14 protein-coding genes and 1 pseudogene are annotated in these 16,749 nt (G+C 63.1%); 6 read left to right on the forward strand and 9 right to left on the reverse strand.

Features of this window, described 5'->3' with window-relative positions:
* The first annotated feature begins 8 nt into the window (after window positions 1–8).
* Both M622_RS34135 and M622_RS34140 read left to right on the forward strand, forming a co-directional pair.
* A complete protein-coding gene (locus M622_RS34135; protein WP_021250187.1) occupies window positions 9–1,124 on the forward strand; it encodes an acyl-CoA dehydrogenase family protein in 1,116 nt (371 codons plus the stop codon).
* Between the two features lie 167 nt (window positions 1,125–1,291).
* Window positions 1,292–1,591: pseudogene (locus M622_RS34140) on the forward strand (thiamine pyrophosphate-dependent enzyme); the annotation flags it as partial.
* Between the two features lie 122 nt (window positions 1,592–1,713).
* Here M622_RS34140 and wrbA read toward each other — a convergent pair.
* From wrbA to M622_RS34160, 4 genes are all read right to left on the reverse strand, one after another.
* Window positions 1,714–2,364, reverse strand: coding sequence for an NAD(P)H:quinone oxidoreductase (gene wrbA, locus M622_RS34145; RefSeq protein ID WP_370696041.1), 651 nt, complete (start codon window positions 2,362–2,364; stop codon window positions 1,714–1,716).
* Between the two features lie 69 nt (window positions 2,365–2,433).
* Window positions 2,434–3,132 carry a pirin family protein gene (locus M622_RS34150; RefSeq protein ID WP_021250190.1) on the reverse strand — a complete coding sequence of 233 codons (699 nt, stop codon included), beginning with the start codon at window positions 3,130–3,132 and terminating at the stop codon, window positions 2,434–2,436.
* Between the two features lie 47 nt (window positions 3,133–3,179).
* Window positions 3,180–4,139 (reverse strand): quinone oxidoreductase family protein, encoded by a 960-nt coding sequence (locus tag M622_RS34155; RefSeq protein WP_021250191.1) that lies wholly within the window; start codon window positions 4,137–4,139, stop codon window positions 3,180–3,182.
* A 59-nt stretch (window positions 4,140–4,198) separates the two neighbouring features.
* A complete protein-coding gene (locus M622_RS34160) occupies window positions 4,199–5,302 on the reverse strand; it encodes a glutathione S-transferase family protein (protein ID WP_021250192.1) in 1,104 nt (367 codons plus the stop codon).
* Window positions 5,303–5,428: 126 nt separating this feature from the next.
* Here M622_RS34160 and M622_RS34165 point away from each other — a divergent pair, with 126 nt between their 5' ends.
* The 4 genes from M622_RS34165 to M622_RS34180 all read left to right on the forward strand — a co-directional run bounded on the left by M622_RS34165 (window position 5,429) and on the right by M622_RS34180 (window position 9,603).
* Window positions 5,429–6,349: a LysR family transcriptional regulator gene (locus M622_RS34165; RefSeq protein ID WP_021250193.1), complete on the forward strand. Its 921-nt coding sequence runs from the start codon at window positions 5,429–5,431 to the stop codon at window positions 6,347–6,349.
* Between the two features lie 65 nt (window positions 6,350–6,414).
* Window positions 6,415–7,176 (forward strand): Crp/Fnr family transcriptional regulator, encoded by a 762-nt coding sequence (locus tag M622_RS34170; protein WP_021250194.1) that lies wholly within the window; start codon window positions 6,415–6,417, stop codon window positions 7,174–7,176.
* Between the two features lie 180 nt (window positions 7,177–7,356).
* Window positions 7,357–7,572 carry a heavy-metal-associated domain-containing protein gene (locus M622_RS34175; protein ID WP_021250195.1) on the forward strand — a complete coding sequence of 72 codons (216 nt, stop codon included), beginning with the start codon at window positions 7,357–7,359 and terminating at the stop codon, window positions 7,570–7,572.
* A gap of 60 nt (window positions 7,573–7,632) precedes the next feature.
* Window positions 7,633–9,603, forward strand: coding sequence for a heavy metal translocating P-type ATPase (locus tag M622_RS34180; RefSeq protein ID WP_052028729.1), 1,971 nt, complete (start codon window positions 7,633–7,635; stop codon window positions 9,601–9,603).
* 48 nt (window positions 9,604–9,651) lie between these two features.
* Here the strand turns inward: M622_RS34180 and M622_RS34185 are convergent, their stop codons facing one another.
* From M622_RS34185 to M622_RS34205, 5 genes are all read right to left on the reverse strand, one after another.
* Window positions 9,652–10,839, reverse strand: a complete 1,188-nt coding sequence (locus M622_RS34185; RefSeq protein ID WP_084520761.1) for an alpha-hydroxy acid oxidase — start codon at window positions 10,837–10,839, stop codon at window positions 9,652–9,654.
* A gap of 74 nt (window positions 10,840–10,913) precedes the next feature.
* Window positions 10,914–11,747, reverse strand: coding sequence for a TlpA disulfide reductase family protein (locus tag M622_RS34190; protein ID WP_021250198.1), 834 nt, complete (start codon window positions 11,745–11,747; stop codon window positions 10,914–10,916).
* 152 nt (window positions 11,748–11,899) lie between these two features.
* Window positions 11,900–12,187: a DUF1330 domain-containing protein gene (locus M622_RS34195; RefSeq protein WP_021250199.1), complete on the reverse strand. Its 288-nt coding sequence runs from the start codon at window positions 12,185–12,187 to the stop codon at window positions 11,900–11,902.
* Window positions 12,188–12,304: 117 nt separating this feature from the next.
* Window positions 12,305–15,400, reverse strand: coding sequence for an efflux RND transporter permease subunit (locus M622_RS34200; RefSeq protein ID WP_021250200.1), 3,096 nt, complete (start codon window positions 15,398–15,400; stop codon window positions 12,305–12,307).
* Entirely contained in the window at window positions 15,397–16,446 is a 1,050-nt protein-coding gene (locus M622_RS34205) for an efflux RND transporter periplasmic adaptor subunit (RefSeq protein ID WP_021250201.1), read from the reverse strand. Before M622_RS34205 ends, M622_RS34200 begins: the two co-directional genes overlap by 4 nt.
* Window positions 16,447–16,749 lie beyond the last annotated feature (303 nt).

Here is a 16,749-nt window from a genome sequence, read left to right on the forward strand (position 1 = left end):
ACAGAACAATGGAACTGGACCTCACCTCCGAACAGCAGCAGATCAAGGACGCGGTGCGCCGCTTCCTCTCTCGAGAGTGCACCCCTGCCATGGTGCGCAAGATGCGCGAGGAGCACGCGGCCCTGCCCCGCGAAATCTGGCAAAGCATGGCCGAACTGGGCTGGCTGAGCCTGCCCTTCGCAGACGCCTATGGCGGCGCAGGCAGCGACTGGGTCACCCTGGCGGTGGTGGTGGAAGAACTGGGACGGGCTTGCGACCCGACCCCCTTTGTGGATTGCATCGTCACCTGTGGCTGGTTGATCCAGGATGTCGGCAGCGAGGCACAGAAACAGCAATGGCTGCCGCCCCTGATTGAAGGCAAGTTGATGTTGAGCCTGGCGACCCACGAGGAGACAGCCCTGCATGGTGCCGGCACACCCCCGACCACGCTGCGTCAATGCCCCGCAGGCTTGCGCCTCGATGGACGGAAGTACTTTGTCGTCAACGCCGACGCCAGCGACTTCCTGCTCGTCAGCGCCGCAATGCCCGACAGCGCAGAGACCAGCCTGGTACTGGTTTCACCCAAGGCCGAAGGGGTCGAGCTCATCGCCTTGCACTCCCTGGCCCATGCCAATGTGCACGAGGTCCGCTTCAACAATGTGCTGGTTCCACAGGAACAATGGCTTGGCGACGGCCCGGTGGCGCAATCCCGCCTGGATGAGGCCCTGGACCGGACGCAAGCCTTCCAGTCCGCTGCCGCTGCCGGTGGCGCACGGCAAGTGCTGGAAATGACCGTGGCCTATGCGAAGGAGCGCGAGCAATTCGGCAAGCCGATTGGCAGCTTCCAGGCGGTCCAGCACATGCTGGCCAATGTCTGGACCGACGTGGAGACGGCCTGGCTGGCCGCCTACGAGGCCATCACCTACCTCGAAGCCGGTCTGCCCGCAGCGGAAAAAGTCGCCATCGCCAAGTGCGCAAGCAATGCGACCTTCCTTCAGGCCTGCTTCACCGCCCACCAGATCTTCGGCGGCATGGGTTACATGTGGGAAACCGACCTGCACCTATGGACCCGCAAGGCCAAGGAGATCGAACTCGCTTACGGTGGCCCGCATCGCTACCGTCGTCGCCTCGCAGCGCTGCTTTGATTCAGCCGCCCGGCTCAGGACAACACCGTCCGGGCAGCTGAATCAGAACCCAGCGACGCACAGCACTGCGCCAGAACCAACGGGGAGCGCTGACTGCAAAGTGCCTTGACTGCCATTTCTGGAGCCGGGAATGAACACCATAGCCGAACTGATCACCCGAGTTCGACACCGCTGTTCGCCACAATCTACCGATCATAGGCATCATCGGTAACGACGCGGCCTGGGGGCAGATCATGCGGCCTCAGAACTTGATGTATGGTGAGCGCGCCAATCCTCCCGCTGCACTATTGCAGTTCACTCGCTACGAAAAGATTGTCGAGGCGCTGGGCGGGCATGGCGAATATTGTGAGCGCCCCGAGGAGATCGGACCCGCCATCCAGCGGGCAATCGATTCTGGCAAGCCCGCGCTGGTCAATATCAAGATCAGGCAGGACAGAGGCGCTCCCAAGGGGAGCCACTATGCCTGAGGCGTCGCTGATGTCTTCAAAGTCGATAAGGCCCTGATGCTCATGTCGGGCGAATCGCCAAGCCTGAAGCGATTCGCCCGACAATTTCAATGAGCTTCGATGAAGGTCATTGTCAGCCGACTTCAGCCTTTCAGCCTGGCTGCAATTTTCGCGACATATTCACCCTGATGACGAGCGATACCCAGTTCACGCTCGTCGGGCTGGCGCGAGCCATCGCCACCGGCAATCGTCGATGCGCCATAAGGCGTACCGCCACCGACCTGGGAAACATCAAACAGCGCAGGCGTGGTGTAGCCGATCGGCACGATGATCATGCCGTGGTGCGCGAGCGTGGTCCAGGTGGAGGTGATCGTCATCTCCTGCCCACCGCCTGTGCCGGTCGAAGTAAACACGCTGGCCACTTTGCCGGCCAAAGCGCCCTTGGCCCACAGTCCACCGGTCTGGTCAAAGAAGTTGCGCATCTGCGCGGACATGTTGCCGAACCGAGTGGGCGTGCCCACGATGATGGCGTCGTAGTCGGCGAGCTCAGACGGCTTGGCGACCGCCGCCGCTTGATCGACCTTGCCGCCGGCCGCCTTGAAGACCTCGGCATCCATGGTTTCCGGCACACGCTTCACCGTGACCTCCACGCCAGCGACGCTCCGAGCGCCTTCAGCAACTGCGTTCGCCATCGTTTCGATATGGCCGTACATGGAGTGATAAACAATCAGAACTTTAGTCATTTTTGCGTCCTCGCTGGATAAGATTCGATCTGCTTCTGCACTTCTCGTCATGCGGAAAAACCGGGGCATGACTCCCACGCCCAACCCTGAGGCTGGAACCCGACCACCTCGACTGCGTGCTCATGTCACATCCACCAGCACGATCTCACTGTCTTCCTGCGCGCTCACCCGCAACAGGACCTCGTCGTCTATTGCCAGGCCATCACCGGTCGCTGCCAGCACGCCGTTAACCTCGATCCGACCGCTGGCAGGAACCAGATAGACCTTGCGCCCGGCGGCGATGTGATATTCGGCACTCTGCCCAGCCGCAAGGCTTGCAGCGACCACGCGCGCATTCGCACGGATCGGCAGTGCATCTGCGTCACCGGACAAGCCGCTGGCGAGGGTGACAAAGGATCCGCTGCGCTCGACCTTGGGGAAAGGCTTGGACCCCCAGGCCGGCGGCAGGCCCTTTTCATCCGGCATGATCCAGATCTGGAAGATCTGCGTGGGCTCACCCTCTTCATTGAGCTCACTGTGGGTAATGCCGGTTCCAGCACTCATCACCTGCACATCGCCCGCGGCGGTGCGGCCCTGATTGCCGAGGTTGTCCTTGTGCGTGATTGCACCCTTGCGCACATAGGTGATGATCTCCATATCGCGGTGGGGATGCGGTGGAAAACCGGTGTGCGCAGCGATGGTGTCGTCATTCCATACCCTGAGCGCGCCCCAACCCATGCGTTTGGGGTCGTAATATGAAGCGAATGAGAAATGGTGGCGGGCATCCAGCCAGCCATGCTGGGCACCGCCCAGTTCAAGATGGGGTCGTAGCTCGATCATCTCGGAATCTCCTTTTGATTTAATCCGTGCCTACAAGAGAGATATTTCTATGGAATCAGAACAATCTTTTCAGAGCCACCCTCATTGATCCGATGATAGGCCGCGACCGCCTCTGCAAGCGGCAGTTCGATGAATCCACCTGGCACCGGCAAGCCGTCCTCAAACGCAGCGCCTATTTTTTCAAGCATCCTCGCGCAATCCTGCAAGCTGTACAGCAGCGAGTTGACGCCGATAATCGCTCCGCCGCGACGGTATAGATTCAAGGAGGACATACTGATCACTCCATCCGCGGGCGCCGCAATTATCACCACGCGCCCAAACGTATCAACGCTATCAACCGCTGCCGACAACCAATAGCCAGTCGTATCGAAGACGACTTCCGGCGCGTGCTGTTCAAAGCGCGCTCGTGCCTGCTCCGGCAGTTGCGCTGCGTCCTGCAATTGAAAGGCGTTGACACCCTGGGCTTGCAGCTCTTTTGCGACCTCGGCACGCCGCACGCCCACTACAACATTCGCGCCCCGTGCTTTCCCCAGCGCTTGCGCAGCGCTGGCCACCGCACCGGCACCTATGATCAGGAAGCGGGTACCGGCCTTGACCTGGCTTCGCTCAAGCGCATCCCAAGCGGTGATGAATGGCACCCCGCACGTGGCCGCCTGAGAAAAGCTGAGCGACGCCGGCATGGGTGCGACAGCATCGGCCGGCACAAGGACATATTGCGCATGGCAGCCGTCACGGTAGAAACCAAAGCCCTTGCCTGTACCGCCCCAGACCGCCTTCCCCTGCAGCTCTGGTGGCCCACTCACCACAACACCGGAAAAATCCCGCCCGGGAATACGCGGTGCCGTGGTGTAGGGAAAGCTACCAAGCACGTTCTTCAGATCGCTAGGGTTGATCCCCGTAGCCCGAACCTCAATCAGAATTTCACCCGGCCCAGGCACCGGTCTCGGCACATCGCGCACTTGAAGCGAATCCAGCGTGCCGGTATCTGAAAACTGCAGAGCTTGCATGATAGCCCTCGATTAATTGAGTCATATATGCCGCACACGGCATGTAATTTATTTTCCGCTCAGTTGGCCTGGCTCCGCTTGAATCGCTCGCGCAGGTGCGGAGTATCGAGATTCAGCACAGGACCCGCCGGCACAACGCCCGTTGGATTGATGGTGTCATGACTGCGGTAATAGTGCTCCTTGATATGCTTCATATTGACGGTCGCAGCCACACCAGGCCACTGGTAAAGCTCTCGCAGATAATCTGCCAGATGCGGATAATCTTCGATCCGCCTCAAGTTGCACTTGAAGTGCCCGTGATAGACAGCATCAAAACGCACAAGCGTCGTAAACAAACGCCAATCCGCCTCAGTAATCTGCTCGCCGAGCAGGTAACGCTGTTTCGACAGACGTTCTTCCAGCTCATCCAGGGTCTCGAACAAGGGAAAGACCGCCTGCTCGTAAGCTTCCTGAGTAGTCGCAAATCCAGCCTTGTAGACTCCGTTATTTACACGGTCATAGATCTGATCGTTGATGCCACCAATTTCCGTGCGCAGAGCTTGCGGATAATAATCTCCAGGCGTGGCGCCAATACCATCGAAAGCGGAGTTCATCATGCGAATGATTTCGGAAGACTCATTGCTGACAAACAAGTTCTGCTTTTTATCCCACAATACCGGTATCGTCACTCGCCCACTGTATTCAGGGTCGGCGGCCGTATAAATCTGGTGCATGTAGCGCGCTTGAAACACCGGGTCTGCCACCACGCCTTCGCCAGCTTCAAAAGTCCAGCCATGTTCGCGCATCAAGGGGTTCACCACCGAGACCGAAATCATCGACTCCAGCCCTTTCAGTTTGCGAAAGATCAAGGTCCTGTGTGCCCAAGGGCAGGCCAGGCAGACGTACAGATGGTAGCGTCCAGCTTCGGCCTTGAAACCGCCCTCACCGCTTGGACCCGCGCTGCCATCGGCCGTGACCCAGTTGCGAAATTGCGACTCGCTGCGAGCGAAGCGGCCATCGGTGGAGTCGGTGTCATACCACTGGTCAAGCCATTGACCTTTCACGAGCAATCCCATTTGCTGCCTCCGTTCATTTTTGATTGTGATGAGCACAAGGGCCGCGCTGGCGGACAGCTTCCCCATCAAGCCGGTCGAATTTCTCTCACTTGCAAGCGCGCCATGCATAAACTTCCTGCTCGCCGCTCTCTTTCAAGAAATATCAATCAGGCTGTTTGATGTACGCACTATAATGCAATGGGTTGGCGAAAAATAACGGAATGATCTGAGCTTTATAGTCAGAAAAACTGAACAATGACCTTGCTTATCACTCTGGATGCGCTGCAGACCCTGGACGCGATCGAGCGCCGCCAAAGCTTTGCCGCCGCCGCCGAAGAGCTGCACCGCGTGCCGTCCGCGGTCTCCTACACCATCAACAAGCTGGAAGAAGACCTCGGCGTCGCGCTCTTCGACCGCAGCCGGCGCAAAGCCGAGCTGACCGCAATTGGCCGCCTGGTGCTGGAGGAAGGCCGGAAGATTCTCAAAGCCGCTGAGCAATTGACCGCGCTTGCCCGCCAGGCGGCCGACGGCTGGGAGGTGGAGCTTCGCATCTGCATCGACAGCATACTGAGCTGCGACCCCATCTATGACCTGATTGCAGCCTTCCAGCGCGTACAGCCCAAGACCGAGATCCGCCTGACTGAAGAAGTGCTCGGCGGTAGCTGGGATGCGCTGTGCGACGACCGCTGTGATCTGGTGATCGGCGCCGAGGGCGCGCCCCCTGCCCCTGGGCTTGCCCTGCATTCACTGGGCAAAGTGAAGTTCGGATTTGCCGTTGCCGCCGGCCATGCGCTGACCGAACTGCCGCAGCCGCTGCCGGCGAGTGCGATTCAGGACTACCCTACGGTGATCGTGGCCGACAGCTCACAGCGCCTACCCGTACGCTCCGCCGGGCTGCTCGATGGCCGCAGCCGCATCATCGTGCCTGGCATCGAGCACAAGATGGAGGTTCAGCGCAAGGGGCTGGGTGTCGGCTACCTACCGCTGCACCGCATCACTCAGCAGCTGGCTGAAGGACAATTGGTGCTTCTGGAATTGGATGCGCCGCGACCGCCGACAGAAATATCGGCTGCCTGGCGTCGGGGCAATACGGGAAAAGCGCTGAAGTGGTTTGTCGATCGCCTCAAGAAGATGCATTTCGATACCGAGCGCGGCATCCTGACCCAGAATCCATAAGCTCAGCCCCTTCGATACCGAAGCGATCGACCTCTTCGCTTCTAGCGCTAGTTCTCGAGGCCATCATGAGGCGCAAACGCACAACGCCCCTGAAGGATGATCAGATCAACCTCGGCTCCTGCTCAACCGAGCTGCGCGCCCGGATCCTGAGCAACGCACCGTATTTCCGTGGCTTGCCGCAGCCGGCAATCGATGCCGTGAATGGTCTGTTCCGCAGCGTCAGCCATCCGGCCGGCACGGCGCTCTACCATGAAGGCGAGCCGGTGCAGGCGCTCTTTCTGGTGGCCCATGGCACAGTCAAGCTGCTCCAGCACAGCGTCGCCGGAGACAAGGTCGTACTCGATCTGCTGAGCCAGGGTGATTCCTTTGGCGGCCTGAGCGCACTCCGTCAGGGCCGCTATCCGCACAGCGCCATCGCCCAGACCGGCTGCTGCGTGCTGACGATCACGACGGCGGACTTCCGCCATCTGCTGAGCACCTATCCAGAGGTGGCGCTGAGCGCGCTCGACGGCGTGGTGAGTGATCTCGAAGCCGCGCATGATGTCATCCGCGCGCTCAGCACGCTGCCGGTGGAGGCGCGCATCGCACAAGTGCTGCTCGACCTCGCCGATCGGCTGGGCGAGGTCCACGAAGACGGCATCCTGATCCAGTCTCCACTTTCGCAGCGCGACCTGGCCGCCATGGTGGCGAGCACTGCGGCGACCGTAAGCCGGGTCATTTCCAGCCTGCGGCGGCGGGGCTATGTCGATACCGGGCGGCAATGGATACGAGTGCGCGATCGCAGCGCGCTGGCAAGTCTGGCTGACGAGGCTGAGCACGCGCGCTGAGGGCGCGTCCGGCACTTTCGCTGCCGATCTCATCGCCTCCGCCGCCAGCGCGGGTCGCGCGGCGCTCCGATCCATCAATTCTTTGGTGGGTCTGTGGACCAATATGTTCCAGCGCATATAAAGAATGGCCTACATCGTGCATCCTGGGTCTATCGAATTCAGATAGACAGGAGAATCACGATGAAAACCATCCTACGTAGCGACGATTTGAGCTGCCCTTCCTGTGTTCCCAAGATCGAGAAGGCCTTGGGCCAGATCGACGGCGTCACCGACGCGAAGGTCCACTTCGCCACCGGGCGCATCGAGGTCGAATACGACGCGGATCAGGTGAAAACCGACCATCTGGTTTCAGCGGTACGTGACGTCGGTTACGAGGTTCGCGTCAGCGCGTTCTGAGTTTCCGGGCCGGGGGTGGGCTGTGTGCCTGTCCCCGGCCCCACGATGAGGTAAGCAAACATGAGATTTTCAGAAAAGTTGTCCCAATGGCGCCGGGCGTGGAATTCACCCGCAATTCGGCGCGGCATTGTCGTGCTGGTGGCCGGTGCGGCAGGCCTTGGCGGTGTCGCCAGCAACTTCCTCGGTGGCCCGACTGGCCTGACCGATGGACTGTGGCTGTTTGCCGCGCTGGTCGCGGGCACCGAGATCGCGCTGCGGGCGTTTGCAGCCCTGCGCGTACGCTCGTTCAGCATCGAGCTGCTGGTCACCATTGCCGCCGTCGGCGCACTGTTCATCGGCGAGTACTGGGAGTCGGCCGCCGTCACTTTCCTGTTCGTGCTGGGAGGCTATCTGGAAGCGCGAACCCTGGCACGGACGCGCTCGGCCCTCAAGGAGCTGCTGGCGCTGGCACCGACCGAAGTCACCGTTCTGCGCGACGGCACAGAGCTCACCCTGGCACCGCACGAGGTCATCAAGGGCGATACGGTGGTGGTTCGCCCGGGCGGACGCCTCGGCGTCGATGGTGTCATCCTCAGCGGACAGGCCGCGATTGACGAGAGCGCGATCACCGGCGAGCCGATTCCTGCGCAGAAGCAGGTGGGCGACAGCGTGTTCGCGGGCACGGTCAGCCATGACGGCTATCTCGAGGTACGTGCCGAAAGCGTCGGTATTGACACCACTCTGGCGCGCATCATTCAACGTGTCGAACAGGCACAAGAGGCCAAGGCGCCGACTCAGCGCATGATCGAGCGCTTTGCGAGTTGGTACACGCCGGCAATCATCATCATGGCCGTCGGTGCCTATGCCGTGACCAGGGATGTCGCCCTGGCGCTGACCTTGCTGGTGATCGCCTGTCCGGGTGCGCTGGTCATCTCCACGCCGATCTCGGTCATCGCCGGCATCGGCCGCGCCGCGCGTGGCGGCATCCTGATCAAGGGGGGTGAGCACCTGGAGGCCGCGGGCCGTATCCGCGCCATTGCTTTTGACAAGACCGGCACGCTCACCGAGGGCCGCCCCGAAGTGCTGACGGTCACGCCGCTGGCCGGAATTCCGGCACTGCCGGCGATGCCCGATGAAGTCATGCCCCGCACCCGCCTGCTGCACTGGGCGGCGCTGGCGGAGAGCGGGTCCGAGCACCCTCTCGGCCGCGCGGTCGAGCGCGCACTGCCAGCGGATTATGTCGGTCCTCGTGCCGATCAGTTTGAAACTGCGCCGGGTGGCGGCATCAGCGCCCAATGGCAGAGTGAGCGGGTCGAGATCGGCAGTCCGGACTGGCTCGAAACCCGCGTCAGTGAATGGTCGGACGCGGCAAGAGCGGCGCTGGACGAGATCCGCAAGCGCGGTGAGACGGTAGCAGCGGTCGCGGTAAACGGCAGCCTGGTTGGCCTCCTCGGCTTCGCAGACCGCCTGCGCCCTGAAGCGGCCGCCGCATTGCAGCATCTGCGTGAGATCGGCGTGAAGCGCCTGGTGATGCTCACCGGCGACCACGAGGCCAGCGCACAGCGCATCGCACGTGAAATCGGGATCGATGAAGTACACGCCAGCTTGCTGCCCGAGCAAAAGCTGCAGGCCATCCAGGCCATACAGCGCGAGACCGGCCCTACCGCCATGGTCGGCGACGGCATCAACGACGCACCCGCGCTGGCGACGGCAGATATCGGCATCGCCATGGGCGTGGCTGGCACCGACGTCGCCATCGAGAGCGCTGACATCGCGCTCATGGCGGATGATCTGGGCAAGATCGCAGAAGCGATCGGGCTGGCACGCGCCACCCTGAACAACATTCGTCAGAACGTGGCGATCGCCCTGCTGACGGTGTTCGGCTTGTTGGCCGGTGTTCTGGCCAACGAGGTGCACATGGCCGGTGGCATGTTCATCCACCAGGTGTCGGTGCTGGTGGTGGTACTCAACGGCATGCGACTGATGCGCGCCCGTCCCGCCCGCAAGCGGCACGCCGCGCCCGCTACCCAGCGCCTGGCTCGGGCCACGTAAGGGCTTGATCGCCAGAGAGGGCGGGGTGTTCTTCCTGTGCTGAACACCTCAGCCACAACGCTCATCCGGATTGCGCTGATCGACCGAACCCCGCATGGGGTAAAGAAATCGACCATCGACATCAGCAATCCGGGTGACGCCCATTAGCACCATGTTTCGTTCGAGCTCGTCCTTCAGTATCTGCAGAGCGCGCTCCACGCCGGCTTGTCCGCCGGCTGCCAGGCCATAAACATAGGGCCGGCCAATCATGCAAGCAGTGGCACCCAGGGCGATGGCCTTCAGCACATCGACCCCCCGGCGAATTCCGCCATCCACAATGATCTCCGCGCGCTCACCCACTGCGTCGACAACAGCGGGCAATAGGTCTATGGGCGCCGGTGCCGCGTCAAACTGTCTGCCACCGTGATTCGACAGGATGATCGCGGTGGCACCGTGCTCCACCGCCAATCTTGCATCCTGCGTTGACAGCACGCCCTTGATCGCCAGCGGCCCATCCCAACGCTCGCGCAGGCGGGTGATATCGTCGAAGCTCAGATCCTTCGCCGGCCCCGCCTCCATCATTTCCTGCGGGCTGGGCGGGTGATCAAACAAGCTGACGCCCGCGATCGGCCGATTCTTGATGAAATTGAACAGCCATTGCGGGTGGCCAAGAATGCTCAAGTACGAGCTGAGGGGCATCCTGGCCGGTGGCGGCATCCCCATGCGCCAGGCTTGCTCGCGACTGCCCTGCACGGGCGTGTCCACCGTCACGCACAGCGCGGTAAAGCCCGCTGCCTTGGCCCGATCGACCAGGGCATAGGCTCTCTCGCGGTCCGCGGGTATGTATAGCTGCATCATCTTGGGTGCTGCGGACGCGACACCAATCTCCTCCGGCGTCGAGGAACCCCAGGTGGCGAGCGAGTAAAAAGTCTTGTGCTTGTCTGCCGCCGCTGCCGCGCCGATCTCGCGCTCATGATGAAACATGCCGGCATAGCCGACCGGCCCGAGCAGCAAGGGCATGGCAATATCACTGCCCAGCACATGGGTCGAGGTATCGACCCGGCTGACGTCGCGCATGGTGTTCGGTATCAGCTGAACTCGCGAGAAAGCTTCGCAGTTGTTCCGCAGCGCGCGCTCATCTTCGGCACCGCCTCTCAGATACTCGAACATGGGCGCAGGCAAGCGGCGCTTCGCCAGTCGATGCAAATCCTCGATGCTTACGCAGCGCTCGAGGGCGCGGGACAATCTATTGGTCATTGTTTTCTCTGGCGCAACGCTGATCCATTCAGCGTCGTAAAAATATCAAGGGCATCACTCAGTCGGCGAACAAATCACCGCTCGGTGCCGGACTGAGGCGATCGGCCAAAGTGACGCCCAATGGCGTCCTTTAGGCTGGCGATCGTGAGTTCACCCACATGCGAGGCCACAAGCTGGCCCTGGGTGTCGAAGAACAAGGTCGTGGGCAGGCCGCGCGTTCCCATTTCCTGCATCGTCCGCGACGACGGATCAAGCAAGACGTCGGTCAGCGTCAAACTTTCGCGCTCGAGGAAAGCCTGGGCCTGTTGCGCGTTTTGGCCTTGGTTGACCATCACGAAGGCGACATTCGGGAATGCCGCCTGCGCCTGTTCAAACGCCGGCATCTCGCGCCGACACGGCGGACACCAGGTCGCCCACAGATTGAGCACGACCGGTCGCCCTCGATACGAGCCCAGGTCGACGGGACGCGCATCAAGCGTTTCCAACCGCAGTTCGGGCAAGGGCGGCCCGGAATGGTGCAGCATGGCAAACATTCCCCCCGCAGCAAGCCAGGCCAGCACGCCGCCCGCGATGCCGGCCAGCACTGCAGGCCGCAGCGCCCGCCGCGCGCGGGTTCGCCACCACACAAAAGCCAGCGCCACCAAGGCCCCCACCCACCATGTAAACCCCCCGTCACCGATGGCGATCATGGATCTGGGCGCCGCCGCGTACTCCTCCCACCATTGCGCGATGAAGCTCAGCCGCGCCGCCAGCAGCCCCCACAACAGCGCGTCGAAAACCATCCCACCGGCTGCCTTGGGCGACGCATCCGGCAGCCGCTGTGCAACAAAGCGCGCAAGCGCCCACGCCAGCACAAGCGCGATGAAGACGGTGACAACTTGAATTGAAAACGGGCCAATACCGATCATCGCGCAGCTGCCTTGGCCAGCCGCCGCCGGACCTCCCGGTCACAAGGAATGTGCAGCCGCGCGTCCTTGCTCAGGGAGTTCATGGCGCGCTCCTCGAATGGCGGCTTGAGCCTCGGCCGTCCGCCAGTCCATGTATCGAGAAAGACACAGAACTATGCTTCATAGGAAATCAAGACCACGTCCGCCGCTTGCTCTCGGAGCGGGATGAGTGATTGATAGCCAGGCGACGAGAACCAGGCATTGACTGCTGCGACATTGGGGAAGCGGACGACCACGATATCCGCATACGGATTTTCGCCGGACAGGGCAGCCACTTGTTTTCCACGAAAGACAAGTTCGCCGCCCCATGGGGTCAATGTTTCGGGAACCTTGCTTCGATATTCATCCCACATTGTCGAGTTCTTGACGGTGATGTGGCCGACGACATACGCGTGAATCATGAACGACGCCCAACATCGCACCCGCTGCGGTGGAGCACGCCCCCCATGAGCTCCACTCCACCGCACTCCAAATGCAATGACCGCACCACTTCCGCGCCTTGCTCAGCCGCTTCCCCGTCAGTGGGCCTTGACCGCCACACTCCCACCCCCCGCCGCACTCCCCTTCCCCAATCTGAACCACAACGCATACAGCGCCGGCACAAACAGCAGCGTGATTGCCGTTCCCACCGCCACCCCGCCAATCAGCACGTAGGCGAGCGGCCCCCAGAAGGTGTCGTGGGTGAGTGGGATGAAGGCGAAGGCTGCGGCCAGCGCGGTGAGGATGACCGGGCGCGCACGGCGTACTGCCGCTTCCACCACGCCATCGAAGGCATTCATGCCCTCCGCGAAGTTGTCGTGGACCTGCTGCGTCAGGATCAAGGTGTTGCGCATCAGGATGCCGGCCAGGCCGGTGAGGCCCAGCAGCGCGACGAAGCCGAAGGGCTGACTGAACAGCAGCAGCGCCAGCACCGCGCCGATGAGGCCCAGAGGCGCGGTGGCGATGACGATGAAGGTGCCCGAGAACGAGCGCATCTGCAGCATGATGAAGATCAGCATGAAGGCCACCATGGCCGGCTGCAGCTTCTGGATGGACGCGTTGGCCTTGCCCGACTGTTCGACCGCGCCCGAAATCTGCAGGTGGTAGTCCGGCGCTAGCTCGCTACGCAGGCCTTCCAGCGCCTTCCACACCGCATCGGTGACGTCGTTGGGCTGGGCGCCGTGGACGTCGGCCTGCACGGTGAGCGCGTTCTCGCGGTTATAGCGCTTGATCACCGGCTCTTCGAAGCGCACCTCGATCTGACCCAGCTGGCTGGCGGGCAGCTTGCGCCCGTCCGGGGTCAGGATCTCGAGCAGGGCCAGACTCTGTGCATTGAGCTGCTGCCCGCCCAGGGTGCCGCGGGCAATCACATCAACGCTGCGGATGTCCTGCCGCACCTGGGCGATGCGTACGCCGCTGAGCTGGAACTGCAGTTGCTGCGACACATCCTGCGGGGTCAGGCCGAGCAGGCGCAGGCGGTCGACATCCATCGTCAGGTGCAGCACAGGCGCACGCTCGTCCCACTCGAGGTGAGGGTCGACGACGTTCGGATTGGTGGCCATGATCTCGCGTATCTGATGGGCGATGCGGCGCAGCTCCAGCAGGTCGGGGCCGACCACGCGATACGCCACCGGCCACACTACCGGCGGGCCGAACAACAGGCGCGACACCCGCACCCTGGCCTCGGGAAACTCGCCCGCCTCGATGTGGCGCTCGAGCTCGGCCATGACCTTGGTGCGTGCCGCCACGCCCTGGGTCACCGCGATGATCTTGGCAAAGGCGGGGTCGGGCGGCTCCGGGTTGGCCGACATGAAGAAGCGCGGCGCGCCGGCCCCCACATAGCTCGACAAGGTACGCAGCTCCTCCATCGGCGCCAGGATGGCCTCGAGCTTGCGCACCGTGGCATCCGTGCTGCCGATGCTGCTGCCCTGCGGTAGATACACGCTGACGAGCACTTCGGGGCGGTCGGAGCCGGGGAAGAACTGCTTCTCCACCAGCACCACCATGCCCGCCACCGACAGCGCCAGCACGCCGAGCGTGCCAAACACCACCGACTTGCGCCAGGTGACGCACCAGGTGATCAGCGCGCGCAGGCGCAGGTACATCGGTGTGTGATACACGCTCTCATGGCTGTGCACGTCCTTGCGCGCCACCGCGGGCAGCATCTTCACCCCCAGATAGGGGACGAACATCACCGCCACCAGCCACGACACCACCAGGGACAGCGCCAGCACCCAGAAGATGTTGCCGGCGTACTCGCCCACCGAAGAGCGCGCGAAACCGATGGGCAGAAAACCCGCCACCGTGACCAGGGTGCCGCACAGCATCGGCGCTGCGGTCACGGTCCACGCATGGCCGGCCGCACGCACGCGATCCCAGCCTTCCTCCATCTTCACCAGCATCATCTCGACCGCGATGATGGCGTCGTCCACCAACAGGCCGAGGGCGATGATGAGCGCACCGAGCGTGACCCGATCGAGATTGATGCCCATCAGCATCATGAGCAAAAAGGTGATGCCCAGCGTCAGCGGCACCGCGATACCCACCACCAGGCCGGCGCGCCAGCCGATGGCGAGCATGCTCACCACGATCACCACCGCCACCGCCACCAGAAACTTGACCTGGAACAGACTGACCGCGCCGGAGATGGCATCGGCCTGATTGGTCAGCACTTCCAGCCTCATGCCCAGCGGCAGGCGGGCGCTTTCGGTCTCGATGAATTCGGCCAGGTGTTCGCCGAGCACGAGGCCGTTCTCGCCCTTGACCATGACCATGCCGAGCAACACCGCGTCCTCGCCGCGCGAGCGCACCAGAAAACCGGGCGGATCCTCATAGCCGCGGCGCACGGTGGCGATGTCACCGAGGCGGAACACGCGCTCGCCAACGCGCAAGGGCACCGCCGCCAACGCTGCCGGGTCGGACAGATCGGAGTCGATGCGCAGGTAGAGCCGGGGGCCATCGGTTTCCATGCTGCCGGCCGGCAACAGGCGGTTGCTTGCCCCCACCGCATCGAACACCACCTGCGGCGACAGCCCCAGGTTGGCGAGCGTGGCATTGTCGAACTCGACATACATGCGCTCGGGGCGCTCGCCCACCACTTCGGCCTTGTGCACGCCGGGCACATGCTGCAGGCGGTCGCGGATGACCTCGGCTTCGCGCGTGAGCTCGCGCATCGGCATGCCGGGCGCGGTGAGCGCGATGAGGCTGAAGTAGGTGTCGGCAAAGTCCTCGTTGACGATGGGGCCGATCACCCCCGCCGGCAAACGCGTGGCCTCGTCCTGCATGCGCTTGCGTACGTCGTATTTCAGCCCCGGCACCTGGGCGGCCGGCGTGTAGTCGTGGAACTCGATCTGCAGGTTGGCCGAGCCGGGGCGCACCGTGGTGATGATGCGGTAGATGTTCTCGACTTCCTGGACGCGCTTTTCCAGGCGGTCCACCACTTGTTCCTGCATCTCCTGCGGCGTCGCGCCCGGCCACATCGCATTGACCACCAGCACCCGCATGGTGAAGGCTGGGTCTTCGGCACGGCCCAGCCCGATAAAGGCGTAGGCGCCGGCCAGCACCGCCAGGATCAGGAAGAACAACGTCAGCGCGCGCTCGCGCACGGCGAACGCGGACAGGTTGGGAAAGCTCATCGCGCCAGCTCCCGCACCTTCATGCCCGGCGTCAACAGGTGGGTGCCCAGCGCCACCACGGTGTCACCCTCGCTCAGCGCGCCGCGCACGTGCACCAGCTCACCGTCGGTGTACATCACGCTCACCGGCACCGGCTCGACCGCGCCGTCACGCACGCGCCACACGCGCGGCCCGTCGCCACGCTCGTTGAGGGCCGCCAGCGGCACGGCGAATTCGTCCTTGTCCGCCGTCCGGCCGTGAAAACGCGCGCGCAGCACGCTGCCCAGCACCAGCTCGTTGTGCGCGCCCTGCACGGTGTAGCGCGTACGCAGGGTGCGGCCCTGACGCTCTACCGCGCCCGCGGTCTCGCGCAGCACCAGCTTCAGCACCGTGCCATCAGCGCCGAGGGCTTCGCCTTGCGGCGGCGGTGTCATGCCGGCGGCAAAGTACACTTCCAGCTCACGCTCGCCAGCCTGCGCCAGCAAGGCCACCTGCTGGCCCGCCGCCACTACCTGCCCGGGCTCGCCGACGACATCGATCAGCACGCCTTCAGCCGGTGCTTGCAGACGGGCATAAGCCAGCGCATTGCGTGCCTGCGCCAGGCGCGCGGCCGCAGCTTCGCGCCGCGTCTTCATCTCGCGCTGCACCAGCTCGAAACGTTCGAGCGCCTGCGCGCTGGTGTAATTGCGCTGCTCCAGCTGGCGCGCGCGCCCCAGCTCCGCCGCCGCCGAGGCCAGCGCGGCATCGGCCGCAGCCAGATCGGCTTCGGCCGCTCGCACGCCCTGGTCGAGGTCGCGCGTATCGAGCTCGAACAGAGTCTGCCCCGCCGCCACATGCTCACCGGCGTCCACCGCCCGTCGTTCGATGCGGCCTCCGACCCGGAACGCCAGCGGCGACTCCACCCGCGCTCGCACCGTGCCCGACAGCCCCAGCTCGGCGCGACCGCCATCGAGCACCGCAACCGTCTTGACGAAGGGCGGCGCCTTCTCCACCTGTGGCGGCGGGGCCTTGCTGCAGGCCGCCAGAATCAGAACCCCAAGGCACAGCGAGAGCGTCGAAACGCGCATGGCAAATCTCTTCAATATGAAAAAATGATTTCGTTGAACGCCCCGCCAATGCCGGACGGCAACACACAGCACTTGCAACAGCCCGCCATTATCCGCGTTCAACGTCGGATTCCATACCCTCAAACCGGGCAAGACGCTGTCTTCGCCCGCGTGCTACAGGCATTGAAGCCATGCTCGAAACCCGGCAGTCGGACAGCGGGTCGCGAAATACGAGCGCGAAACGGGTGCCAGAACACTCGTCGGAGAATCTGAGATACATGTATTGCACGCCTCGAATGCTGTGCGATACTTGTATTGCACAGC

The organism is Thauera terpenica 58Eu (assembly GCF_000443165.1).
In the GTDB taxonomy this organism is placed as follows: Bacteria; Pseudomonadota; Gammaproteobacteria; order Burkholderiales; family Rhodocyclaceae; genus Thauera; species Thauera terpenica.